At 39.5% G+C, this 26,136-nt stretch carries 14 protein-coding genes; 9 read left to right on the forward strand and 5 right to left on the reverse strand.

Annotated features, from left to right (window positions below; genetic code table 11):
* A partial coding sequence (locus J8L73_RS02560; RefSeq protein WP_211014610.1) for an Ig-like domain-containing protein occupies positions 1-5,812 on the forward strand: 5,812 nt, incomplete at its 5' end.
* A 114-nt stretch (positions 5,813-5,926) separates the two neighbouring features.
* Here J8L73_RS02560 and mutS read toward each other — a convergent pair.
* Positions 5,927-8,509 (reverse strand): DNA mismatch repair protein MutS, encoded by a 2,583-nt coding sequence (mutS, locus tag J8L73_RS02565; protein WP_211014612.1) that lies wholly within the window; start codon positions 8,507-8,509, stop codon positions 5,927-5,929.
* 21 nt (positions 8,510-8,530) lie between these two features.
* Between mutS and J8L73_RS02570 the strand changes: the two genes are divergently transcribed.
* Positions 8,531-9,022: a nicotinamide-nucleotide amidohydrolase family protein gene (locus J8L73_RS02570; protein ID WP_211001473.1), complete on the forward strand. Its 492-nt coding sequence runs from the start codon at positions 8,531-8,533 to the stop codon at positions 9,020-9,022.
* A gap of 65 nt (positions 9,023-9,087) precedes the next feature.
* On the forward strand, positions 9,088-10,131 hold the full coding sequence (recA, locus tag J8L73_RS02575) for a recombinase RecA (RefSeq protein ID WP_058547221.1): 1,044 nt from the start codon (positions 9,088-9,090) through the stop codon (positions 10,129-10,131).
* Between the two features lie 609 nt (positions 10,132-10,740).
* On the opposite strand, the gene J8L73_RS02580 is transcribed toward recA, so the two are convergent.
* Together J8L73_RS02580 and J8L73_RS02585 are read right to left on the reverse strand one after the other, a co-directional pair.
* Positions 10,741-12,849, reverse strand: a complete 2,109-nt coding sequence (locus tag J8L73_RS02580) for a TonB-dependent siderophore receptor (RefSeq protein WP_211014614.1) — start codon at positions 12,847-12,849, stop codon at positions 10,741-10,743.
* A 515-nt stretch (positions 12,850-13,364) separates the two neighbouring features.
* Complete coding sequence (locus tag J8L73_RS02585; RefSeq protein ID WP_211014616.1) at positions 13,365-14,534, reverse strand: DcaP family trimeric outer membrane transporter; 1,170 nt, start codon at positions 14,532-14,534, stop codon at positions 13,365-13,367.
* Between the two features lie 441 nt (positions 14,535-14,975).
* Here J8L73_RS02585 and acs point away from each other — a divergent pair, with 441 nt between their 5' ends.
* The 3 genes from acs to J8L73_RS02600 all read left to right on the forward strand — a co-directional run bounded on the left by acs (position 14,976) and on the right by J8L73_RS02600 (position 19,394).
* On the forward strand, positions 14,976-16,916 hold the full coding sequence (gene acs, locus J8L73_RS02590; RefSeq protein WP_211014618.1) for an acetate--CoA ligase: 1,941 nt from the start codon (positions 14,976-14,978) through the stop codon (positions 16,914-16,916).
* A 104-nt stretch (positions 16,917-17,020) separates the two neighbouring features.
* A complete protein-coding gene (locus J8L73_RS02595) occupies positions 17,021-17,671 on the forward strand; it encodes a response regulator transcription factor (protein ID WP_211001477.1) in 651 nt (216 codons plus the stop codon).
* Positions 17,672-17,798: 127 nt separating this feature from the next.
* Positions 17,799-19,394, forward strand: coding sequence for an AbgT family transporter (locus tag J8L73_RS02600; protein ID WP_211014620.1), 1,596 nt, complete (start codon positions 17,799-17,801; stop codon positions 19,392-19,394).
* A gap of 122 nt (positions 19,395-19,516) precedes the next feature.
* Here J8L73_RS02600 and purU read toward each other — a convergent pair whose 3' ends face one another.
* Together purU and J8L73_RS02610 are read right to left on the reverse strand one after the other, a co-directional pair.
* On the reverse strand, positions 19,517-20,347 hold the full coding sequence (gene purU, locus J8L73_RS02605; RefSeq protein ID WP_211001479.1) for a formyltetrahydrofolate deformylase: 831 nt from the start codon (positions 20,345-20,347) through the stop codon (positions 19,517-19,519).
* Between the two features lie 179 nt (positions 20,348-20,526).
* On the reverse strand, positions 20,527-22,413 hold the full coding sequence (locus tag J8L73_RS02610) for a hypothetical protein (protein ID WP_211014622.1): 1,887 nt from the start codon (positions 22,411-22,413) through the stop codon (positions 20,527-20,529).
* A 189-nt stretch (positions 22,414-22,602) separates the two neighbouring features.
* On the opposite strand from J8L73_RS02610, the gene J8L73_RS02615 reads away from it, so the two are divergent.
* The 3 genes from J8L73_RS02615 (at position 22,603) to J8L73_RS02625 (ending at position 26,128) form a co-directional block, all read left to right on the forward strand.
* Entirely contained in the window at positions 22,603-23,580 is a 978-nt protein-coding gene (locus tag J8L73_RS02615; RefSeq protein ID WP_211014624.1) for a DNA topoisomerase IB, read from the forward strand.
* A 209-nt stretch (positions 23,581-23,789) separates the two neighbouring features.
* Entirely contained in the window at positions 23,790-25,115 is a 1,326-nt protein-coding gene (locus tag J8L73_RS02620) for a L,D-transpeptidase family protein (RefSeq protein ID WP_211014626.1), read from the forward strand.
* 11 nt (positions 25,116-25,126) lie between these two features.
* A complete protein-coding gene (locus J8L73_RS02625; protein ID WP_211014628.1) occupies positions 25,127-26,128 on the forward strand; it encodes a D-Ala-D-Ala carboxypeptidase family metallohydrolase in 1,002 nt (333 codons plus the stop codon).
* Positions 26,129-26,136: the final 8 nt, after the last annotated feature.

The raw sequence follows: 26,136 nt of genomic DNA on the forward strand, positions 1-26,136 counted from the left end.
TGCCACCCCTCCAACTGATTTAGCCGAAGGGAGTTACAGTGTTAGCGCCAGCATTACTGATGCTGCTGGCAATACTGGCACAAGCACAGACAGTGGTGAAGTGGATGTAACCCCACCAGATCTGAGAATTATTCCTGCATTTGCAACTGGTAATTTAGTTTCACTTTCGGGAGAGTCGGATTTACCTGAAGGTTCAGTGATCACAATTACTCAGTATTTAGTAGGTGGCGCTGTAGGCGCGATTTACACAGCTACGACAAATGCTGATGGCTCATGGGGTGTTGCAAATATAACAGTTCCCTTACTTGGTCTTGCTTATGTAACAGCAAGTGCAAGTGATGCCGCTGGTAACGTTGTTACTGTTAACTCGCTTGATTTTGATAACGAAGCACCAGCGCTCACAGTGACTGTTGATGCCTTATCGAACGATGCTACGCCTGTAATTTCTGGCGTCACTGATATGGAGGAGGGAGCTGCGATACAACTTACCGTTGTTGATAGCGCTGGGCAGAGTCAAGAATTTACGGCTATTGTTCAAGCAAATGGAGGTTGGTCTGTTGAAGTACCAACAGAACTCTCTCAAGGTCAGTACACTGTAATTGCAGAGGTAAGTGATGAAGTTGGTAATTTAACTAGTGAGCAAGCACAAGGTGAGATAGACAGTATTGGACCGACTCTTAGTGTTAATCCTATTGATACTACAGCAGATACGACGCCAATTATTTCAGGCACAAGTAATGAGATTGGTGCTGATGTAACCATTATTATCGGCGGTCAAACACTAATAGCAACGGTGGATACTGATGGTAATTGGCAAGTCGATGTCCCCGTAGCACTTGTTGATGGTGATTATACTGCGCAAGTAAGTATTACCGATGTCGCTAATAATACCAGCAGCACGACAATTGATTTAACAATTGATACCCAAGTACCTGTTGTTGTGCTTAATGATATAACGGTATTTAATACTGCTACACCAATAATAAGTGGTACTTCAACTGAACCACAGAATACGGTGGTCGATATAGTTATTACAGATAGCAACGGTGATAAACATACTTTAACCGCAATAGTTGATGCTAACGGCGATTGGCAAGTTACGGCGCCAAGCTTGCCAGGTGGCAATTATGATGTAGAGGTAAGTATTACCGATGACGCTGGCAATGCAGGCTCCGATACAGGTTCGAGTTTTATTGATACTCAAGCACCAAGTATTACTATAAACGCATTAGGTACAATTAATGAGAGCACGCCAACTATTTCAGGCACATCTAATGAACCTGAAAACACGAGTATTACAGTAACTGTGACTAACGGAGGTAATACCGAGATTTACACAACTGTTGTTAGTGCAGGAGGTACTTGGACTGTAGATATTACAGATGCACTGACTGATGGTGAAGTTACTGTTTCTGCAAGTGTTACTGATGTCGCAGGGAATGAATCCGTTGCAAATAGTACCGCAATATTAAATACCAATGCGCCTACAATTAATATTAATACAATTGTTGATACAAACGATCAAACACCTGCAATATCAGGCACAAGTAGTGCGACAGATAACACAGAAATCACAGTCGTTATAACTGACGTTAATAACGTTTCACATACTGTAACTACATCTGTGGTAGGCGGGGTGTGGAGTGTCGATGCGACAAATATTCTCCCAGAAGGTGAATTTACTGTTTCAGCTAGTGTTACTGAAGGTGGCTTAACGAGTAATGCAGCGGGCGAGGGCGTGATCGATTTAACTCCACCAGCACTTAATATTACACCGCCGGTAATGTCTAATGATACTACACCTACAATTTCAGGAAGTTCGACAGCTCCACAAGGCGCAATAGTTGTGATTTTACTTACTGACAGCCTAGGCGATGAGCAAACGATTAATGCGACGGTAGGGGCTGATGGTACTTGGTCGGTTGCAGCAAGTATAGAGCTGAGTGAAGGTTCATATACTATAAACGCATCAACTACAGACACAGCTGGTAACCCTGTAAATACGAGCTCTACAGGTATAGTTGATATAACCGCACCAATCGTAACCATTGACGACATTGTTGGCAGTACCGATTTAACTCCCAGTGTGTCAGGTAGTGTTACCGGAGCAACAATAGGTGATAGCGTTGTTGTCGTATTTATTGATGCACAAGGTAACGAGCACTCTGTAAACACAACAGTGCAAGCCGGCGGTGCTTGGACTGTTGAGGCCGGTAATAGTCTCTCACAAGGAGATTATTCTGTTGAGGTGTTTATTACCGATAATGCAGGAAATACCGGTGATGCACTTGTCACCGCGACTATAGATACCATTGCACCTGAGATTAGTATTAACCAAAGTTCACTAGTACTTACACAAGACAGCACACCTCTGATCTCGGGCACATCAAACGAAGCCAACGCCAATGTTATTGTTACCTTTACTGATTCTGCAGGGGCTTCTCATCAAATGACAGTCCAAACAGACGCTGATGGTAACTGGCAAGCGGCTGCTGATAATATTTTGGCTGACGGTGTTTACAGTGTAAGTGCAACTATTAGCGATGCTGCAGGCAATATTTCTACTGATAGTAAAACCGGTGGCGAAGTTGATACCGTTGGACCTGAGTTAACAATAGTGCCTTCATTTTTAGTTGGAGGGCTATTGTCACTATCTGGTACCTCTGATTTGGGCCCTAATCAAACTGTAACTGTAACAACTAGACTTGCAGGAAGTTTAGTTGATAGTACTTATGAAGTACTCACCGACGCTAATGGTGATTGGGAATTACTTGGCCTGACAATTAATATTATAGGCTTGTCTACAGTGACTGCATCAGCTACAGATGAAGCGGGTAATACAACGACTATAACAACAGCAGATATAGATAACACAACGCCGCTACTCGATGCAGTCGTTAACTTTGTAACTGGAGAGGGGGATCTGCCTATAATTAGTGGGTCAACCGATCAAGCACCAGGCACGGAAGTGTTAGTTAGAGTTGTTGATAGCGAGAACGCGGTACAAGAGCTAGTTGCAATAGTGCAAGACGATCAATCTTGGGCTATTCGAGTACCACAATCTCTCGCTGAAGGATTATTTAATGTAACCGTAGATATAGTAAACGAAGTCGGTTTAACAACAACAACCTTAGTGAGCGATGTTGTAGATACCATATCGCCAACACTTGGCTTAGAGGTTATTGGATCAACATCAGATTCATCGCCAATAATTCAAGGTACCAGTGATTTAATTAATGGTGTGGTAGAGATTCAGCTGGACGGTGGTTCAGTACTCACAACGACAGTGAATGCAGCTGGGTTATTTTCACTCCAGATAGATGCGCTAACTGAAGGGCAACACGTTGCTAATGTGAGCATTACAGATGATGCAGGAAACGTAGTTACCGATACGCTTGAATTCGTCGTTGATACACTGGTGCCAGTGGTTGATATTTTACCACTGAGCATTAGCAATACTGATATATTAACAATTTCAGGTACATCAGAAGAAGCACCAGGTACAGACATTGATGTAACTGTTATTGGCAGTAATGGTGAAGAAACAGTTTTCGATGCTATTGTCGGTAGCGATGGCAAGTGGTCTTTAGTAACAACTAGCTTATTAGATGGTATTTATAGTGTGTATGCGAGTATAACTGATGCTGCAGGTAATACTGGGCAATCACTCATTGAGCAAGTGACTATAGATACCATTCCGCCTGCGTTAGAAATAGATGCGTTCGGAGTACTTAATACTTTAACACCAACAATTACAGGCTCTAGCGATGAAGAAGTAGGGAGTCTAATTACAGTAAATATCACTGACTCAACAGGTGGTGTACAAACAGTAACAACTACTGTTCTTGGAGATGGTAGTTGGTCTGTGATTGCTTCTGCATTACCTGAAGGAGAAATTACAGTGGAGGCTATAAGTATTGATAGCGCTGGAAATAAAACCACTGTAAATCAAATTGGTACAGTTAGTACAACCTTGCCAAGTTTGTTGATAAACCCAGTAATTGATACAAGTGATATAACGCCGACCATTAGCGGCACAACAGATGTATTAAATGGCAACGTAGAGGTCGTTATTACTGACAGTGACGGCACGGCTACCACTTATAATACAATGGCTATAGCAGGTTTATGGACTTTAGTACCTGCAGTACCATTAGCTGAAGGCACTTTTACAGTGATTGCTACGGTTGAAAATTTAGGTGGTACAAGTACTACAAGCCTTGATGGCGTAATTGATTTAACACCGCCAACAATTGAAATTGAGCAGTTAGCAGTTACTAATAATCCGCTACCTACCATTACAGGGACAAGTAATGCACCAGCAGGTACAACGCTGAGCGTAGTTATTACTGATGCTAATAACGATTCACAAACTATTACCGCTCAAGTTTCAGGAAGTGGCACATGGTCAGTAATAGCGAATACAGCACTGAGTGAAGGTAGCTTTAGTGCAACAGCATCAATAAGCGATACAGCGGGTAACTCAGCTAGCGATACGATGGTGTCAAGTACCGATTACACAGCGCCAACTGTAGTCATAGATCCAATTATAGTTGTAGGGCAAGAAACAACGCCTACTGTTACAGGGTCTGTTACGGGAAGCTTTGCAGGTGCAGCGGTTATAGTTACGTTTACAGATTCAGCTGGTGCTTCGCACAGTGTTGAAAAAACAGTTGGTGATGGTGGAACCTGGAGTGTTGAGGCTGAAGAAGTGCTTAGTGAAGGTAATTACACTGTAGATGTAAGCATTGCTGATGGTGCAGGTAATATTGGTACGCAATCCACAAGTGGCACAATTGACTCAGGTATTACAATTGACTCTGGGTTAGAAATAACAGCAGATCAAACCCCAATTATAACAGGTACAGCCGCTCCTGGTGAGTCTGTAACTGTTACCTTTAGTGGTCCAACTGAAAGTATTGTATTAATAGAAACTGTTGATGCATCAGGTGTATGGAGTGCTACAGCTAATACGACCTTATCTGAAGGGGCTTATACTGTAACAGCAGTAGCAACTGATGCATCAGGTAATACAACCTCAAGCGGTAGCGTATCTGGGTTGGTTATTGATACAACACCAATTAACTTTACAGTAACGCCTGAGTACCTCCTAGATGTGTCACTACCATTTCTACCTCCTGTGAGTGTTTTAGTTGGTTACGAAGGTACATCTGATGGCGGTGAGGGAAGTAAAGTCTATATTTTTGACTCATTAGTTTTAAGCATTGATTTAGCATTAACTTCAGCACCATATGCAGTTGTAGATGCTCAAGGTAATTGGGACTCTACTAATTTAGATCTGAATCTCTTAAATTTACTGGGTACAGGTCTTGAAAATGCGTATTTCTATACTGTGGACGAAGCCGGTAATTACCAAGTTAAAAATGGTAATGATGTGTTTATAGAGTCCGGCAATATTTACGATAATGGAGCAAGCTCAGGTGCTGGCGACACTATGCCAGCATCATTTTTTGATGAGTCAGCATTGGGTGATACGCAAGGTGATGAAGTGTTAAACACCGAAACCATCAATTTAGAAAATGTAGGAACAATGGCAAGCACGGCAGAGCAGGTGGTAGAGGTTAGTGAAACAGAACCACTGAGCATAAACGATGTAATAATTGACTCCGAAACAGAGCAGTTAGTCGCTTTAAATAATCTACTTGATGAAGAAGGCTCCGCGATTGCTTATAGCCCAGCACAAAGTGGAGGAAGTATTGACGATGCCACGCCAGCAGCAGATGTTCAAAACCAATCAGAGGAAATGATTAAGCACTTAATCGAAAATGGTAATAACCAAACAGATATTTAATCTTTGGTTATGAAGCTAAATATTAAATATATAGATAAGGCCAAAAGTATTTACTTTTGGCCTTATTATTTTTAGACAATAGTTCCCTTTTATTTAAACTGTATATTTATAAGTTCAAAGCAGTGCTTTTAATTTATAAAGCAGTTCGTGCGCTTGGCGAGGCGATAAATTATCAGGGTCAATAGCACTTAATTGTTCTTCGACTTGTGAAGGCTCAATAACAGCGTCGTTATTAAATGAAAACGTTTGTTGCTCTGTATTAGGCGCAGTAACACTTTGGTGATTTTCAAGTAACTTAAGTTTTTGTTTAGCTTGCGCAATTACCGCTTTAGGCACACCGGCAAGTGCAGCTACTTGTAAACCAAAACTCTTGCTTGCTGCACCGTCGAGAACTGTATGCATAAATGCGATTGTGTCGTTATGCTCTATTGCATCAAGGTGTACGTTTACAAGACCTTGGGTTTGCTCTGCAAGCTCTGTTAGTTCAAAGTAGTGGGTTGCAAACAGTGTTTTAGCTGAAATTTTTGATGCTAAATGATCAGCTGTGGCATACGCAAGCGAAAGCCCGTCGTAGGTACTTGTACCTCGCCCAATTTCATCCATTAACACCAAAGACTGCGCTGTAGCATTATTTAAAATAGTGGCGGTTTCGGTCATTTCAACCATGAAGGTTGAGCGGCCAGAGGCTAAATCATCACTTGCACCAATACGCGTAAATATACGGTCTATATTACCAATTTTTGCGCTATCAGCAGGGACATAACAGCCAATGTGCGCCATTAATACAATAAGCGCTGTTTGACGCATATAGGTTGATTTACCACCCATATTTGGACCTGTAATAATCAACATTTTGCGCTGGCTATTAAGCTCTACGGGATTTGCAATGAAGGGTTCTTTCATTACCTGTTCAACAACTGGGTGACGACCTTGTTTAATGCTAATGTTGTCGTTGTCGCATAATTGTGGTTTAGCATAATTAAGTGCAAAGGCACGCTCTGCTAAGTTATTTAATACATCTAAATCAGCAAGCGCAGCGGCCATTATTTGCAGCTGTTCAATGTGCGGGGCTATAAATTCAAATAACTCTTCGTATAGTTGTTTTTCGAGCGCGAGCGCTTTTGATTGGCTGCCAAGTACTTTATCTTCATGCTCTTTAAGCTCTGGAATAATATAGCGTTCATTATTTTTAAGTGTCTGGCGACGAATATAATCAGCAGGTACTAAATGTGAATTTGCGCGACTCACTTCTATAAAAAAGCCGTGTACTCGGTTATAGCCAATTTTTAATGTACTAATGCCTGTACGTTCACGCTCGCGTTGTTCAAGTTGCTCAAGTACATCTGTTGCGCCTTTACTAAGGTTACGCCACTCATCTAACTCGCTATTATAACCCGGCGCAATCACGCCCCCATCACGAATAAGTACTGGCGGATTATCAATAACAGCACGCTCTAGCAATGCTTGTAGATCTGGTAGTTCTGGCGAGTGTTGGATAATACTTGTTATGCGCGGGTCACTCGCATCACTTAATAAATTATGCAGCGGGGCAAGTGCTTGTAGAGCACTGCGCAGGCGTGTTAAATCTCTTGGGCGTGCAGTGCATAACGCTAAACGCGCTATTACACGTTCTATATCGCCGATATTTTTAAGTGACTCGTGTAATTCGCTGTAAAGTTGTACGTCTAAAATTGCACTAATAGCATTTAAACGAGAATTAAGCTCATCTTTATTACGTATAGGTGTGTGAATTCGGCGTTTTAATAAACGTGAGCCCATCGCTGTTGCCGTTTTATCAAGTACTTGTGCGAGGGTGTTTTCAAATCCACCTGATAGATTAACCGTTAGTTCTAAATTTTTACGGGTTGCGGCATCTAAAATAACCGCATGCTCATTGTGCTCAAGCGTAATAGCACGAATATGAGGTAAAGCAATACGTTGTGTATCTTTTACGTATTGCATTAAACAGCCGGCGGCTACGAGTGCAGAGTGAGCTTTTTCTACACCAAACCCCACTAAATCCTTGGTACCAAACTGATCGCACAATAAGTGCTGCGCCGTATCTAAATCAAACTCCCACTCAGGGCGACGACGAGCCCCTTTAATATGTTCAATTAAATGTGTATTTACAAAGTTTTCGCTATAGAGTAATTCTGCTGGCGATAAACGCTGTAGCGTTGAGCTAAAAGCTTCGTCAGTATTTACTTCTACAATGTTAAAACGCCCTGAGTTTATATCAAGGTAAGCAATGCCGTATTGGCCTTTTTTGTTTTGCCAAACACTGGTCAGTAGATTGTCTTGTCGCTCTTGTAGTAGTGCTTCATCTGAAATAGTGCCGGGTGTGACAATACGTACTACTTTTCGCTCAACAGGGCCTTTACTGGTTGCGGGATCGCCAACTTGTTCACAAATAGCAACCGATTCGCCCATTTGTACTAAACGGGCTAAGTAGTTCTCTACGGCATGATAAGGGACACCGGCCATAGGTATTGGATCGCCGCCCGCTTTACCGCGGTGCGTTTGCGATATATCAAGAAGTTGAGCTGCGCGTTTAGCGTCATCAAAAAAGAGTTCGTAAAAATCTCCCATACGATAAAACAATAAAATATCGCGATGCTCTGATTTTATTTTTAGATACTGCTGCATCATAGGGGTTTGTTGTTTTATAGTGTGTGGTGCATAAAGATCAAACGACATGTATTTACCCAAAGGCTGAATATGGAATTACATCAAGAGATTAAAACACTTGCTGCGCAATTAGGCGCTATTTTAACGGATAAATGCTTATGGATCACTACTGCTGAATCATGCACTGGTGGCGGAGTGAGTTATGCGCTTACAGATACCCCTGGTAGCTCGCGGTATTTAGGGCGTGCGTTTGTTACATACAGCAATGAGGCAAAGCACGAATTAATTAATGTAGCGACGAGCACATTGAAGCAATTTGGAGCGGTAAGCGAGCAAACAGTGAAGGAAATGGCATTTGGTGCCATAAACGCGGCTAATGCCGATGTTGCTATTGCTATTTCAGGTATTGCAGGGCCGGGCGGCGCTACTCCCGGTAAGCCTGTTGGCTTTGTGTGGTTTTGCATACAAATTGCTGGTAAGCAATTCACTTTTAAGCAAGTATTTAGTGGTGATAGAACGCAAGTTAGAGTGCAAGCTATTGAATTTTCATTGAAAAAAACTATAGAGAAGATAAATTTATAAATTTCGCTTGATACTGTGGTTTCATACAGTATACTTGTTCGCATTAGCTGGATTTGGAGAACAAAATGAACGATAACAAACAAAAAGCGTTGGACGCTGCACTATCACAAATAGAGCGTCAATTTGGTAAAGGATCAATCATGAAACTGGGCGACAATAAAGCCCTAAACATTGATGCAGTATCTACTGGTTCATTAGGGATCGACATTGCTTTAGGCATAGGCGGTTTACCTATGGGTCGTATTGTTGAAGTGTATGGTCCTGAATCTTCAGGTAAAACAACACTTACTTTACAAGTTATCGCACAAGCTCAAAAAGAAGGTAAAACATGTGCCTTTGTTGATGCTGAGCATGCTCTAGATCCAGTATACGCACAAAAACTAGGTGTTAACATTGATGAGCTTTTAGTGTCTCAGCCAGATACGGGTGAGCAAGCACTAGAAATTTGTGACATGTTAGTACGTTCAAGTGCGGTAGATGTTGTTATTGTCGATTCTGTTGCTGCACTTACACCAAAAGCTGAAATTGAAGGCGACATGGGCGACTCGCACATGGGCTTACAAGCACGTTTAATGTCGCAAGCATTACGTAAGCTTACGGGTAATATTAAACGTTCTAACACGTTATGTATTTTCATTAACCAAATTCGTATGAAAATTGGTGTAATGTTTGGTAACCCTGAAACAACAACTGGTGGTAACGCTCTTAAGTTTTACGCATCAGTTCGTATTGATATTCGTCGAATTGGTTCTGTAAAAGAAGGCGATGAAGTTGTTGGTAACGAAACGCGCGTTAAAATTGTTAAAAACAAAGTAGCACCTCCGTTTAAGCAAGCCGAATTTATCATCATGTATGGTGAAGGTATTTCTAAGCAAGGCGAGCTAATTGATTTAGGTGTTAAGCACAAAATTGTTGAAAAAGCAGGTGCTTGGTACAGTTACAATGGTAATAAAGTAGGACAAGGTAAATCAAACTCAATTAAGTTTTTGAAAGAAAACGTAGAAATTGCAGATGAGATTGAAGGCAAACTACGCGACATGTTATTGCTAAAAGCGACTATTGAACCAGAAGACGGTGAAGATAAGTTAGGCGATGACGCAGACCTTTAAGGTTTAAAACGTTCTCAAAGCTTGATTTGACCCGAGCTTTATAAAAAACGCTAACCAGCAATGGTTAGCGTTTTTTTGTTTGTGGGGGCCTGCAATATAAAATAGCAGTAATACTTATTACCAACCTGCATAAGTATTGGTGAAGCCAAACGAATTAAGTTACACCATAAGGTGGTTAAAAGTTTTATTTAGCACAACCAGATAAAAAATATTGCCTAGATTTAGCGCAATTTTTTTAACGCTAGTAAGACCTTATATAAGTTAAATTAATATTAATTATTTTAAGCTGCCAGCTTAATGCAGACTATTTGACTGCTTGCAATATAGAGCAATTAAATAGCAAGAAAGTGATGATGTTTTAGCACTCGATAGCTAATAATATAGATTGGAATTTAATTAGCTTTAAAACTGCCGCCTAAAAATAAAAACGACACATATAATGTGTCGTTTTTAAATTAAGCTTATAAAAAATCTATGGTTAGATAGCGCATGAGCATACACTAGTAATTGCTTTGCTCAATTCAGTGCAGAGCAATCATGCGCTATAAATTTTACCCAGTAAAAGCATTTTCTAATAGTTAAAGAATGAGCTCTAAGTAAAATAGTATTTTAAAAGCGGTAAGTTAAGCTAACTTTTCCGCTAATAGGTGAGCCATAAAATCCCACATTAGCTAAGCTAGTAATATATTTTTCATCTGTAATATTATCAATGTTAGCTTGAATTGATAGGTCTTCGTTAGCTTCCCATCTAGCAAATACGTTCATTAGTAAATAAGAATCCTGTTTAACATTACTGGCTATATTTGCTGTTTTTGATTGCCATTTACCGGCTAAGCCGAATTGAAATTGAGGTAGTTGAGGTAGCGTATAATCTAATGAAAAATTAACAACATTTTCAGGCTCCCACTCATGAGAGCTATCGCCAGCATCATCATTAATATCTAAGTATGTATAAGCAAATACAGCGTTTAGATCATCAGTTATTTGTCCTGTTAATTCTAATTCAAAACCCTGCGTATCTTGGTCGGCTCCTTTATAGTAAGTAAACCCAGATGCATTTAGCCCAGCATAAGTTGCAATGTTATCTTGCTTTGCGCTAAACACTGCAAAGGTTGCAAGCAGGTGATCATCAAACCATTGAGTTTTAACACCTACTTCGTAATTAACGCCTTTACTTGGATCTAAAAAGTTACCGTCGTAATCGTATTGTTCTTGTGGTTGATAAATATCGGAGTAGCTTACGTACAAGTTAACATCATCATTAATTGCATAGGTTGTTGCTAGGTAAGGGCTTACTTCACTCTCATTATTATCTATATCAACGCCTTGGCTAAATCCTGAGCGCTCATAATCAATAGCGTTAAAGCCTGCAATAACAAATAGGTCACTTGTTAGGTTTAATTTAGTTGAACCAAAAAAACGCTTCAAAGTAACATCAATATCAGCATATTTAGTTTGCTCGCCCCAAATAGGTTCAGCGATCGCATCTAAAGCATATGGAAAAGCAGGAGCTAAACCATAAGCTTCTGTCGTTGCAGCATCGTAAGAGTTAGTAAAAGAGTAGGATGTGCTTTGTGAAATACTTCCACCAAGCATTAATTCATGCTCTTGACCAAACAAGCTGTATTCACCCTTAGCCGTTATATCAAATAAATCAGCTGAGAACTCTGTATCGTATCGTCCAGGAAGACTGACTAAACCTAAATTAGTTTCACTATCAAACATTCCATAAGCGTCATAAAGATAAAGTAATTTGCTTTGATCTTCAGAGTCTTGATAATTATAAGTTGTTTTAATTTCCCAGTTATTATCAAATACATAAGTATATTCAATAAAAGCAGTGGTATTAAGAGTGTCCCATTTAGTCCACTCTTGAGTTGGGCTTGCGCTTACGTCCCACTCTGCTTGCGTACCATCAGCATAAGATAGTGGCAAACCTCCCCACATTGTCCCATCTGTATTTGCATCTTGATATGAGGCACCGAATGAAAGTGTTGAATTACCAGTAAGTTGTCCATCAATTACAGCAGAGAAGTAAGTGCGATCGTTTTCTAAGCCGTCTAGGTATGAATCAGAATCCTCTGCAGCAGCAACAAATCGAGCAGCCCAACTGCCTGAGTCTGTTAATAAAAATGAATAATCTGCTTGCAAGCGTTTGAAGCCATATGAACCTACAGATATACCCACTTCACCTTCATTCTCATTTGTTGGGCGCTTTCGAACATAGTTAATAGTGCCCGCAGCATTACCTACACCTGTTAATTGCCCATTAGCACCACGAATAACTTCTATTTTTTCATAACCGTAGCTTTCCATAGCACCTGTAACAAGGCCCCAGTTATTAGGCAGTCCAACACCGTCAACTTGAGTACTCTTAATATCAAAGCCTCGTGAGGTATATCGTGTACGGTTAGTTTCACCTTGCTCTACAGTGATGCCTGTAGCCATTTTCATAGCGTCATTAATGCTGTTTGCTGCAAAGTTTTTAAGTTGTTTTGCATCTATTACACTAATAGATTGTGGTGTTTCATTAAGCTCCATGGTTAAACCTGTAGCACCTTGACTAACTCGGTCTTGACGTACACCAACTATTAATATTTCTTCCATTTTTTCATTATTATTTTCAACTGTACTAGTAGCTGCTGTTTCTTGTGCGTGAGCAGAAAAACCCATAGCCAAAACTAATGAAGAAAGTGCAAAAGTGCGATTGAGTTTCATGTTTTCCCTTAATTAATAGAACTTATTATTTGAGTTTATTTAAATATTTGCCATATTCTACTATTTGAAAATCACAAATTCAAATAAAAACTATTATCATTTGTAAGTGTGTTTCTATTGTTTAAAATTAGACATTTATTTTTTAATATATTTCCGACTGACGAAACGATATTGCTAATCAGAAATATGCTTGTAATTAATAGGGCTTCTTTGAGGATTGCGGGAAGGTGGCAGTTTTTTACAATTTATCTTGGTTGAATCTCCCAACTATTAAACTAGCTCACATTAAATTAATGTGGATATATTTTTATGCTCTAAGTTAAAGTTTTATAAAAAGGCGCCTCAATAAAGTCTCAAACTCAGGTAAGTAAAGGCAAAGCTCCATATCGTCGTAGGGATTTATAACAATATATTAGATTTAAGTACAAAATAGCCATGTGATTAGGTGAATACTTTTTTAATTTAGTTAAAAAAAGCGGCCTAGGCCGCTTAATTGATTATGCTGTTTTTATTTATTAAAAAGAGTATTTAACAGAAAATTGTAAACGTTCTAAATCACCATCAACACCGCTTTCAGTTTCTCGTTCTGCGTGCTTAAATTCTGCACCAAAAGTTAAACGTTTAACCGGTGAGTATAGAATGTTAGCGCTGTAGCTTTGGCTTGATTCAGTCGGATCTCCAGAGATAGAGAGCAAATCAGTGTTATTATCAGCAGAGAAGAACGAGTATAGGAATGTTGAGCGCCATTTACTCGTCCACTTATGCTGATAAGCTACAAAGCCAGATGTTGAATCAATTGCATCTAGTTCATCACCATTAAGTACTGCGCCATGTGCAACGTTCAAGCCTACGTAGCGGCCTAAGCCTTTACCTTGAGTAAGCATAAATTTAAGGTAGTCTTCACCAAAGTTAACGCGACCAGACGCGCTAATACCAAATGATGTTTCGTCAGCATCTACATCGCCTACTTTATATGTAAGTTGGCGCGCAAGTGCAGCAACTACAATGTTACCCCAATCAGCTTTGTGAGTATAACGGGCGGTAAAGTCAGGCAGTGATGCGTCGTCAGTTTCTACGCGTGTGCCGCCTTGTGTAGTAATAGTGCTTTCTGGGTTTTCTAATGAGAAAGACCAAGCGCCCGTTGTGTATTTAATTTGAGTTTGACGAACAAACACAGTGCCTTCAGCTGGGCCTACAAAATCGAGTGTTTCGGCCAAAGCGCCAACATTTTGAAAGTTTGACCATGTTTGACCAAATAACCAACCATCGTAAGTAACAAAAGCATGGCGAATACGCGGTGCGTATGAATTTGATACACGCTCATTGCCGCCAGGCGCTGATGCTAAAAAGTCTAGCTCAATTTTGGTTTTTACTGTTTTACCGTTATCCATTAACGTAGAAGTACCAAAGTTGAAGCGAGATTCACGTGCATGCATATCAAACACAGCATCAGAGTCATTGTCATCGCCAACAGTAAGTGTACTTGGTACGTAAAAATCACGACCGACACTTGAGCCAGAAGGTGCACCCGCAGAGTAATCACTCCACATTGTGTCTAATTTAATGTATCCACCGTAGGTAAATTCGGTATCACCAATTTTTGCAGCTGTTGCCGCATAAGCAGTACTTGATAGTGCACATAGTACAGCGCTTGCTGCCAATGTTTTTAATGGGGTAAATTTCATTGTGGTGTCCTTTATAGGCTACTTGTTGTTTGTTGCTTTTTTTTTCATATAAGGCTGTATTACTTGCTACTAGTATTACTTACGAATAAAAAAGGGTGCTAATTTGGCTTTTCAATACACATATTGTTTTCATTCGTTAAATAAAGCTTTGGCATGTAATACTGCAAATAACTTTATTAATTACACAAACACTTTTGAATATGCGTAATATTTACTCAATTACCTATTGGTCTATAAGACTAAGGTTTTAGAGTGAACTTGTTTGTATTTACTTACATTTAACATCTTGTATTGGTTATGTAAAATAATTGAAAGCAGACGGATTATAAACTACAAATAGATAAATAAAAGCAGAGTACAACTAAGGTCTAATACTTAATAAAGCACTGCTGAGTAATCCTTGAAAGGAGCCTAAGGCAAGCAATCTTAATGGAGACGAAGATGTCACAAAGTATCTATTCAGTTCCGGCGCATATTAAAGATGCGACTCTTGTTGATAAAAATAAATATAATACGCTTTACAAGCAATCTATTGATGACCCTGAAGGTTTTTGGGGGGAACACGGCAAACGCCTTGATTGGTCCACTCCCTATACTAAAGTTAAAAATACTTCTTTTGATAAAGGCCATATCAGCATTAAATGGTATGAAGATGGCTATTTAAATGCGTCTTACAACTGTATTGACCGCCACTTGAAAACTAAAGCAGACAAAGTTGCGCTTATTTGGGAAGGTGATAACCCCAATGAAAGCGAAAATATTACTTATCAACAGTTACACGATGAAGTGGCTAAATTCGCTAATGGCCTTAAAAAGCTAGGTGTACAAAAAGGCGATCGTGTTGCTATTTACATGCCCATGACTCCTCAGGCAGTTTATGCAATGCAAGCGTGTGCACGAATTGGTGCAATTCACTCTGTGGTATTTGGTGGTTTTTCACCGTCCGCTATAGCTGACCGTATTAAAGATTCTGGCGCTAAAGTGGTGATCACCTCAGACGAAGGGCGTCGTGCAGGCAATTGTGTGCCACTTAAAGCAAATGTTGATGAAGCAGTATCGCAAGACTCAGTAACTACAATTGAGCACGTTATTGTGCATCAATTAACGGGCGGTGAAGTTGAGTGGAATGACCATGATATTTGGTGGCACGATTTAGTCGCTGATTTACCAGCGCAGTGCAAACCAGAGCCTATGAATGCTGAAGACCCTTTATTTATACTATATACATCAGGTTCTACTGGTCAGCCTAAAGGCGTGGTACATACCACTGGTGGCTATTTAGTTTATTCATCAATGACTCATGAATACGTATTTGATTTACAAGATGATGATGTTTATTGGTGTAGTGCCGATGTAGGTTGGATCACAGGACACAGCTATATTGCATATGGCCCATTAGTAAATGGGTGTACTCAAGTATTATTTGAAGGTGTACCTACTTATCCAACTGCTGGGCGCATGGGGGAAGTGGTTGATAAACATAACGTTACTATTTTATATACGGCTCCAACTGCCATTCGTGCCTTAATGGCCAAAGGCGATGAGCCAACTGAGTCTTCGCATCGCGATAGCTTACGTATTTTAGGTTCTGTAGGTGAGCCAATAAACCCAGAAGCGTGGACGTGGTATTACGAACAAATTGGTAAGTCAAATTGTCCGATTGTAGATACGTGGTGGCAAACAGAAACCGGTGGTATTATGATTACACCACTACCGGGTGCGACCGACACTAAACCGGGTTCTGCGACACATCCATTTTTTGGTATTGCACCTGCATTATTTGATGCAGAAGGTAATACACTAGAAGGCGCTGTTGATGGGAACTTAGTTATATTAGATAGCTGGCCTTCACAAGCGCGCACTGTTTATGGCGACCATGAACGCTTTGAGCAAACTTACTTTAGCGCATACCCAGGTGTTTATTTTACAGGTGATGGTTGTCGCCGCGATGAAGATGGCTATTACTGGATCACAGGTCGCGTAGATGATGTACTTAATGTGTCTGGTCACCGTTTAGGTACTGCTGAAATAGAAAGTGCATTAGTTGCGCATGAAGCCGTAGCTGAAGCCGCCGTTGTTGGTTACCCGCATGACATAAAAGGCCAAGGTATTTATGTATATATTACGCCTAACGAAGGCGTAACTGTGAGCGATGAGCTAACTAAAGAGGTACGCAGCTGGGTTCGTAAAGAGCTTAGCCCTATAGCATCGCCGGATATGATTCAGTGGTCACCGGGTTTACCAAAAACACGTTCAGGTAAGATTATGCGCCGTATTTTACGTAAAATTGCTGCAAATGAGCATCAACAATTAGGTGATACGTCAACACTTGCAGATCCGTCTGTAGTGGATGATCTAATCGAGAACAGATTAAATCGTTAAATGCGCGTTAAAAGCTTGATTACAAGTTGATTCTAAACGTAGTATATCGGCTGTCAGAAAAGATTTTATATCTTACTGGCGGCCGAATTTATTAGGAGTGAACCATGAGTCAGTTTTTAATAGCGGACGATCATCCGTTATTTCGCGAAGCACTAAAGGGCGCATTGAGTGCAAAGTTTGAAGATTTAGAGGTTTTTGAATCGTCAGATTTTGACAGCACATTACACGTGTTAAGCGAGCAAGAGGATCTTGATATATTACTGCTAGACCTTCACATGCCAGGAAATGGTGATTTATATGGTCTTATTCGTATTAGAGAAGATTATCCGAGCTTACCCATTGCAGTAGTTTCAGGTAGTGAAGACGTTAATATAGTCTCAAAAGTAATGGGCTACGGTGCTATGGGGTTTATTCCTAAATCGTCATCGTCTGATGATATTGCCAGCGCAATAAACCAAATACTTGAAGGCGATACATGGCTACCAAAAGAGCTTAAAAATAAAGTAGCTGAAATTGAAGGTGAAGATAGAGAAATTGCAGCACAGGTTGCATCACTAACACCACAGCAATACCGAGTGCTTCAATATTTACACGAAGGTTTACTTAATAAACAAATAGCTTATGAATTAAACATATCAGAAGCAACAGTAAAAGCACACATTACAGCCATATTCAGAAAGCTTGGAGTTTACAATCGTACTCAAGCCGTTTTAATTGCAGCTAAATTACAATTAGAACCAATAGAACAAGCATAAAAATTTTAAAAGAGCTTACACGGCTCTTTTTTTATACTTAAAATCTACACGTTATTTACCTTTTATACATGATCTCATTTGCAAACAATGCTAGGTTAGCGAAATTTTGTAATTTATAGAGCTAAGTATGACAGACTCCACACATTCACCTAATAGCCAACCTAAAGGCAATAACGGTTTATTTAATCGCTTTTTAGCGACCGTTGAGTTTTTAGGTAATATGCTACCCCATCCTATTACTTTATTCGCGATGTTTGCAGTTTCAATCGTGTTAATCAGTGGCATTGCCGACTGGTTTGGCTTAAGTGCTATTGACCCGCGCCCGGTTGGCGCAGCAGGTCGTGCACCTGATGGTGTTATTGAGGTTGTAAGCTTACTCAGTGCAGAGGGCCTACAACGTATTATGGCAGGTCTTGTGACTAACTTTACTGGTTTTGCGCCCTTAGGTACCGTATTGGTAGCATTACTCGGTGTAAGTGTTGCAGAGCACTCAGGGTTACTCTCTGCAGCTATGCGCGGCATGGTAATGGGGGCTTCAAAACGCTTAGTTACCTTTATGGTGGTGTTCGCGGCCATAATGTCTAACACTGCATCTGAGCTTGGGTACGTTGTTTTAATTCCTTTGGCTGCAATGATATTTCATAGTTTGGGGCGCCATCCTTTAGCTGGCTTAGCGGCTGCCTTTGCTGGCGTATCTGGGGGTTATAGTGCTAATTTATTATTAGGAACAATAGACCCTCTATTAGCAGGTATTACCACGCCTGCAGCACAAATGATTGATCCTACTTATGAGGTTGGCGCTGAGGCTAACTGGTACTTCATGATGATATCGGTATTACTTATTGCTGCGCTTGGTACGCTAGTGACCGAAAAAATAGTCGAGCCACGGTTAGGTAAATACAACCCAGACGAAGCAAGTATAGATTTATCGCAAAACAATATTGATACGTTAAGCGCACATGAAAAGTTAGGTTTGAAGTGGGCAGGCGTTGCTTTATTGGTTGTTTTGTCGTTATTTGCTTGGACGATTATTCCTGCTGATGGCATTTTGCGCCATCCAGAAACAGGCCAAGTGGCAGGCTCACCTTTTTTAAAAGGGATTGTAGCAATTATATTCGTCACGTTTAGTGTGCCAGGCTTTGTTTATGGACGAGTAGTTGGCAGTATGAAAAACGATAAAGATGTTATTAATGCAATGAGTAAAAGCATGAGCTCTATGGGCTTATATATTGTGTTAGTTTTCTTTGCAGCACAATTTGTAGCCTTTTTTAAATGGACAAACTTAGGCACTATATTGGCAATTAATGGTGCGGCTCTTTTGCAGGCGTTGAATCTGACTGGACCAGAAGTGTTTGTACTATTTATTTTAATGTGTGCACTGGTTAATTTGAGCTTAGGTTCATCATCGGCTCAATGGGCCATTACAGCCCCTATTTTTGTACCTATGCTTATGCTCATTGGCTACGCACCCGAGACTATTCAGGCTGCTTATCGTATTGGTGACTCCGTCACAAACTTAATTACCCCAATGATGAGCTATTTTGGGTTAATTTTAGCTGTTGCAGTAAAATATAAAAAAGACATGGGGATAGGGACGTTAGTTGCCACTATGTTGCCATACAGTATTGTGTTTTTTATTGGTTGGGTAATTTTATTTTACGTGTGGGTGTTCGCGTTAGGGTTACCTGTTGGACCTGAGTCACCTATTTATTATAGGCCTTAATAAGGTGCCAATTTTTACTCGGTTATTATATTTTTAAATGAAGAATTGAGTTAAATTATTTGGTATAAAAAAGCCAGCATTAGAGAATCTAATTGCTGGCTTTTAGAATGTATAAAGGTGTTTTAGCTAAACACGACGGTTTTATTGCCGTTAATAAATAGCTTGTGTTCAGAGGCTAGTTGTAGAGCCTTACTAAATACGGTTTTTTCTACGTCTTTACCCATTTTAGCCATCATTTCGGCGGTATTTGCATGTGTTACGCTGGTTACGTCTTGCAAAATAATAGGGCCTTCATCTAGCTCATTGTTTACAAAGTGAGCTGTAGCACCAATAATTTTTACGCCGCGTTCAAATGCTTGATGATAAGGCTTTGCGCCAATAAAGGCAGGCAAAAATGAATGATGAATATTAATGATTTTATTTTCAAAACGACCAACAAACTCAGGGCTTAAAATACGCATGTATTTAGCTAAGCCAATAATATCTGGGTTGTAAGAGGCAATAACATCACCTACTTGTTTATCGTGCTCTGCGCGAGTTAAGCCTACATGCGATACAACATGAAAAGGTACATCAAAACCTTTTGCTAAGGGCTCTAAATCAGGATAGTTAGCTATTACAGCTAATACTTCAATATTTAATGCTTGCTCAAATTGCTTAAGCAACACAGTGCCTAAACAGTGTGCCTCTTTAGTGGCGAGTAAAACTACTTTTGTTTTTGCGCCATTATGTAAAGTAAGCTGAGCGCCTTTTGGTAATAGTGCTTCTAACTTATCTAAAAAGTCGCTTTGAGGTTCACCAGTTAGTTCTGTGCGCATAAAAAAGCGTTTTGCGTCTTTATCTACAAATTCGTTATTACGTGTAATGTTTAAATTGTGTTCATGACACAGGCCTGTAATTTTGGCTATTAAGCCTACATCATCGGCACATTGGGTGGTTAGTATGTAACTCATTTTCCTCATTCTACCCTGTGGTTAATACCTTATTATTTGGGTTTTAGCGTATAAAGCAAGGGCTTTGTGCACTAATACAGTATTAATCATGTTGTTGAGTATAAAAGAGGTAATGAAGTTAATTGAGGCATAAAATAATGCCACCTTATTTACAAGGTGGCATTATTTGTAACGTTTACTTAGGCTTTAGGTTCGCCAGATAAATTTTCTTCTTGTCTGAGGTAACCCGCAGCTTCCTCGTCATCTTTCGTGATAGCTTGCTGAGTAGGCATCGCACGGGTTTGTTGGTTTAGCTGATGTATTTGCGACGCGTTACCTAAATCGCGCTCACTCGTAATTGAAGCAATAGATTCGCGGTCTTTCAAAAACGCAACTACGTCGTTTTTGATAGCCTGTAATTGGCCTTCGTCTTTATGCATTTCCATAATATGGCGAGGGTGCTCTAGGTTTTTCATACCTGTTGCTGCAAATGTTGTAGAAATAACACGAGATACAATAATCCAAGGCGTTATACTACTGCGCACTAATGTATTTTCAGAGCGAGTACTGTCGTGAATACCTGTACCCGTTGAAATTTTCGATTCAGTAAAAGTACCTTCACATTTAAAGTACACAAGTAATGACTCAAATTGCATCTCGGCAAAAAACAGGTGCGCATTATTAATAAGCAACTGAGCAAACGCTTTTATAAGTATACCTATTAGTAAAAAGTGAAAACTTGTCATAAGTAGTTCACTAAATTGAATAATGTGCTGGCTATTAAATGCTTGCTCAAGAGTATTTATGTTTGTCGCATCAACATAGTGGTAAATACTAATAAGCGAGTAGGCAAAAAGTACAGTGAATGTGAGTGCTACTATATAAAGTAAATTACCGCTTAATAAAGCAAGCAAACGGGCAAGTGAGAAGTTTTTACCTAAATCCATAGGATGTAATTTAGGTTGAATCTCTTGGATCATTTCACCTTTAAAGCCGCCTTTACCTTCTATTTGCTCTTGTAGTTTAGGATCTAATTCGCGGTAAACTCTATTTGGAACCTCTTTATAGCGGCGATTAGCCATTACTAGGTTATCAAGGTTTATAAATATTTCATCTGGATGAACAGACTCTTGCCAATTCTCACGAAGCTCTGATACTTCAGCTGTAGGCGTTACCGAATTTAAACGTGCTTTTATCATTACAAAAACAAGTGCACAGCTAAGAGTAGCCAATACAATAATAGCCACTAAATATAAGCCTGCATGTAAGCTAGGTAATTGTTCTAACCAGCTATCAATTTGCGATTTACTTATATGCTGCTCTTGCATTAACCACGACATAGAAAGGCCAATAATAATAGGTAAAATAAACGACAAAGAAATAATCTTAGCAAGTGCGCCAGTACCTAAAGCTTCGATATTTTTTTCTGCATTACGCGAAATAGGTTTGCCTGAAGAGCGCCAAGAAAAAAGCACATAAAACATCAATATGGCACTGTATACAGGAAAAGCTAATTCACCGGCTTCACCAGTAAAACCAGATAGAGACACAAATGCCACAAGTGCATAAGCGACAAGGGCAACTAGTGTGCTGACCCATGAGCCAAATAAGCGCTGAGCAATGTTACGAATAGGATAAGGTAAAAATAAAAGCTTAGGGATTAGGCTGTGTAACAAGCGAGATAAAAAGCCGTTGGGTTCTTTAAATGTACTGTTTTTACGACCAACTAGCATTTCTTCAAGAGATTGAGCTGAGTAGGCTACCTCTTTTTTCTCTTCTTGTGCGGTTGAGCTTTCTGATTTACTGAAATTATAAGCTAACGACGTTGGGTGGTTTCTGCCAACAAAATACTTGAGGATAGCGTATATTCCCGATGATAAAGAGCGAATGCCCATTGCTAAAATAAGCATGCCAAATATCATTAAAATCCAACCGGCAGTTGCATCCTCTTTTACAGAGCCAGCTGCAATCACAAGTAAACTCACACCAGCAATAGACTCAATAAGCCCTCTTAGTGCAGTAACTTTACCTTCAAGCTTGAAGGGGTTTTTTAGTCCAAGATCAATCGATCCATAATCAAAAGCCATTGAATGCTCCTTTTTAACAGCATACCCAGTTAAGGGGGGATATAAGCGTTATTAAACTAACGAATATAATATGTATTTTTATCTTTTCTGGTTTTTGATTATATATCAATAATCTTGTTCAGTTTAAGGTTATTTTAAAATGGTACATTTTATATTTAGCCGTATGCTTTAAATATAATTGGAGGGTAAATGAAGCTAATTTACGTTGACGATAATCTGCCAGGGATCACTCGCAAACTAAAGCATAAAAGCTGGCTTTACTTTGATCCAATCGGTAAGCAAATAAAGGAACAAAATATAATTGATCGTTTGAACGGATTGGCGTTTCCGCCTGCCTATAAAAACGTTTGGTTTTGCCCTGAAGAAAATGGACATATTTTAACGACAGGGTTTGATAGTAAGGGGCGAAAACAATACCGCTATCATCCTGAATTTAGATCGCAACAAGAGGCAAAAAAATACCAAGCATGTGGAGTATTTGGTAATAAACTACCTTTGTTAAGATCGCGTTTAGAAACAGATTTACAAGGCGATGAGCTTAATATTGAACGTACTTTAGCGGCAGTGGTAAGGCTTATGGATTTAGGTGCGCTGCGGGTAGGTAACGAACGTAACGTAAAGCAAAATAAAAGTTTTGGCGCCACAACACTACGCACACGCCATGCAAAACTCACGGGTAAAAATATCCAGCTAAAGTACCGTGCTAAATCAGGCAAGGAGCGTGAAGTAAACATAACCGATAGGGTGCTTAGCCATGTAATAAAAGACTTACAAGATTTGCCCGGGCAGCATTTGTTTCAGTATATAAATGAGGGTGAGCGCACTAATATTACATCAAGTGAAATAAATCAGTACATTCAACAAATAATGGGTGAGGAGTTTAGTGCAAAACATTTTAGAACTTGGCGAGCAAGCGTGGTTGCATTTAAACAATTAGCTAAAGCCAAAGGAGCGCTTACTTTAAAAAGTATGCTTGATAGTGTCTGCGAGCAACTCGGTAATACCCCCGCTATAGCACGTAAATCGTATGTGCATCCTGATCTAATTACGCTGTGTAAAGAAGATGAAGATACTCAAACCACATGGAGGGAGTCACTTTCATTACCACGAAAAACGAAGTACCTGAGTCGTTATGAGCGTGGCTTTTTAGCTTTTTTAAACGATTAATTGCCATAGCAACTTTACACACTTGGGCATATTAATTACATATTCACTCATCTAATTTATTTACGTATAAAACACGAAATTTAAAAAACCACTAACTTTCAATGGTTTAGTTTGTTTTTTTAATTTGGCATTACCGTTGCACCTTCAAAGTACTATTTAGTGGTAAGTATATAAGCATTTATCAACGATATTTAGCGAGGAGGTACACAGTGAAGGGTTCATTTTCAAATCTAGCGTTTACTAAAGCAAAGCGTTTTACTTTAAAAACTGCATTGTTTATTAGCATGAGCGGCTTATGCTCAGCACCCACTCTTGCTGCAAATGAGCTTGAGAGTGTAGTGCTTGCAAACTCTTCACTAACTACTTACAACTCACAAAAGTATATGCAAGCTGATGACAGCTATTACTTTGACCAATATTCAGCGCAGTTAATTGAACGTACAGAAAAAGCCATTAATTGGTATCAAGAAATAGTTAACAACGGTGGTTTTACACACTTATATAACGACGAATTACTTGAGCTAGGCAGTAATAGTAAAGAGGTGAGCTTACTTGCGCAGCGTTTATATCAAGAGCGTGACTTAAAAAGTAATGGTTGCGACGAAACCATATGCATGTTCGATAAAGATATAGAACAAGCTGTAAAACAATTTCAAAGTCGTCATGGTTTAAAAGTTGATGGCCGAGTAGGTAAGCGTACCTTTGCAGTGCTTAACATTCCCGCAAAGCAAAAGCTTGATAAGTTAAAACTTAACTTTTACAGAATAACTAACTTTGCAGGCGCAAGTGATGAGCAATATGTGTATGTAAACATTCCTGAGTACAGCTTACGATTTGTAAAAGCGGGCGACGTAAAGTTAAAAAATAATGTAATTGTAGGTAAACCAAGTTGGGAAACACCTGCATTTAGTGACGAAATAGAAAAGTTTGTAGTTAATCCTGAATGGCGTATACCCACTTCAATCGCTACCAAGGAAATTGCTCCAAAAGTAGCCGAAGATCCTGACTATCTTGTAGAAAATAATATTGAGATTAGAAAAAACAGCTACCTAGATTCACAAACTGTCAATCCTAGCAGTATTGATTGGGATTCTATTAAGCCGTACCAATTTGATCATTTTTTAGTAAAACGAGCAGGGAGCCAAAATCCTCTTGGAGAGGTTAAGTATTTATTTCCTAACGCTGAAGCAATTTATGTTCACGATACACCAGCTAAGCAGCGCTTTAACCAATCAAATCGTGCTTTATCGCATGGCTGTATAAGGATAGAAAAACCTTTTTCGTTAGCGCGTGAGATCATTAAGCACGAAGGAGAGGCACAAACACTTAATCATATAGACAGCGCTCGTACCCAAAATAGTACTCAAACGTTTCATTTAGATGAGCCTCTTCCTATTCATTTAGTCTATTGGACTGCATGGGTTGATGAAAACAAACTGGTTAACTTTAGAGATGATATTTATCAACGTGATAAAAAAGCACTTTTAAACAATAGTAAACAGTCGGTAATTGCTGCTTTGTTAAAAAATAAATAATGAGAGGGGTTATGCAATTTATTCATTATATTTCTATCGCCATATTCACACTTATATTTAGCAACAGTGTATTTGCTGAAGCGCCTGTAAAGGCTGCGCATCAAGTGGTTGACATAAAAAATAAAGCTAACTTTGAAGATGCAGAATTTAGCCTAAAAATTAACGATATAGTTATGCCGTACTCCGTGTTTTCGCTATTTGTAATGCCCCAAGAGCAGGTTGAGTTTGAGGTGCTTTTTGCCCAGTCAAAAAATGCCTACACGCTAATTAACACTCAAGGTAAATCGAAGCTTACAGACACCAACCGTTGGCAATGGCAAGCACCCAAAGAGTCTGGTTTAACAACGGTAATTATTGAGTCGCCCGATAAAAAGCAGCGTATGAAAATCAACGTTTTTGTAAAAGTACCCGCAGACAACGTTGAAGGAGGAAAGCTCAAGTATTACCATATTGGCCACTACCCTAAACCTTCGCAGATTAAAGACACTGCTCATTACATAGTGCCCGATGGATTTGTTGAGGTGACGCCTGAAAATGAAAACGTAAAAATTTCACCTCACTTTTCACTCAAAGAGTTTGTTAGTAAACAGCGAAGTAAGCACCCAAAGTATTTATTTTTACAAAATAAGTTACTACTTAAACTAGAAAAGATACGTAAAGAACTCATTTTAGAAGGTATACCTGTTAGTAACATGGTGGTTATGAGCGGTTATAGAACTCCCTACTACAACAAATCAATTGGCAATGTAAAACTTAGCCGACATGTATTTGGTGATGCTGCCGATATTTTTATAGATAACGATGGTAACTACCGTATGGATGACATTAATAACGACGGTAAGCATTCAATAGGGGATGCTAAAGCGATGGCAAATATAGTTGAGTCGTTAGCTAGACGAGAGTCATTTAAAGGTTTACTAGGTGGTTTAGGTGTTTATGGGCCTAAGTCGCACAGAGGCGCATTTATTCATGTTGATACACGTGGTTTTAAAGCGCGCTGGGTGAGTAAATAGTTATATTA

The organism is Pseudoalteromonas sp. MMG006 (genome assembly GCF_018101025.1).
In the GTDB taxonomy this organism is placed as follows: domain Bacteria; phylum Pseudomonadota; class Gammaproteobacteria; order Enterobacterales; family Alteromonadaceae; genus Pseudoalteromonas.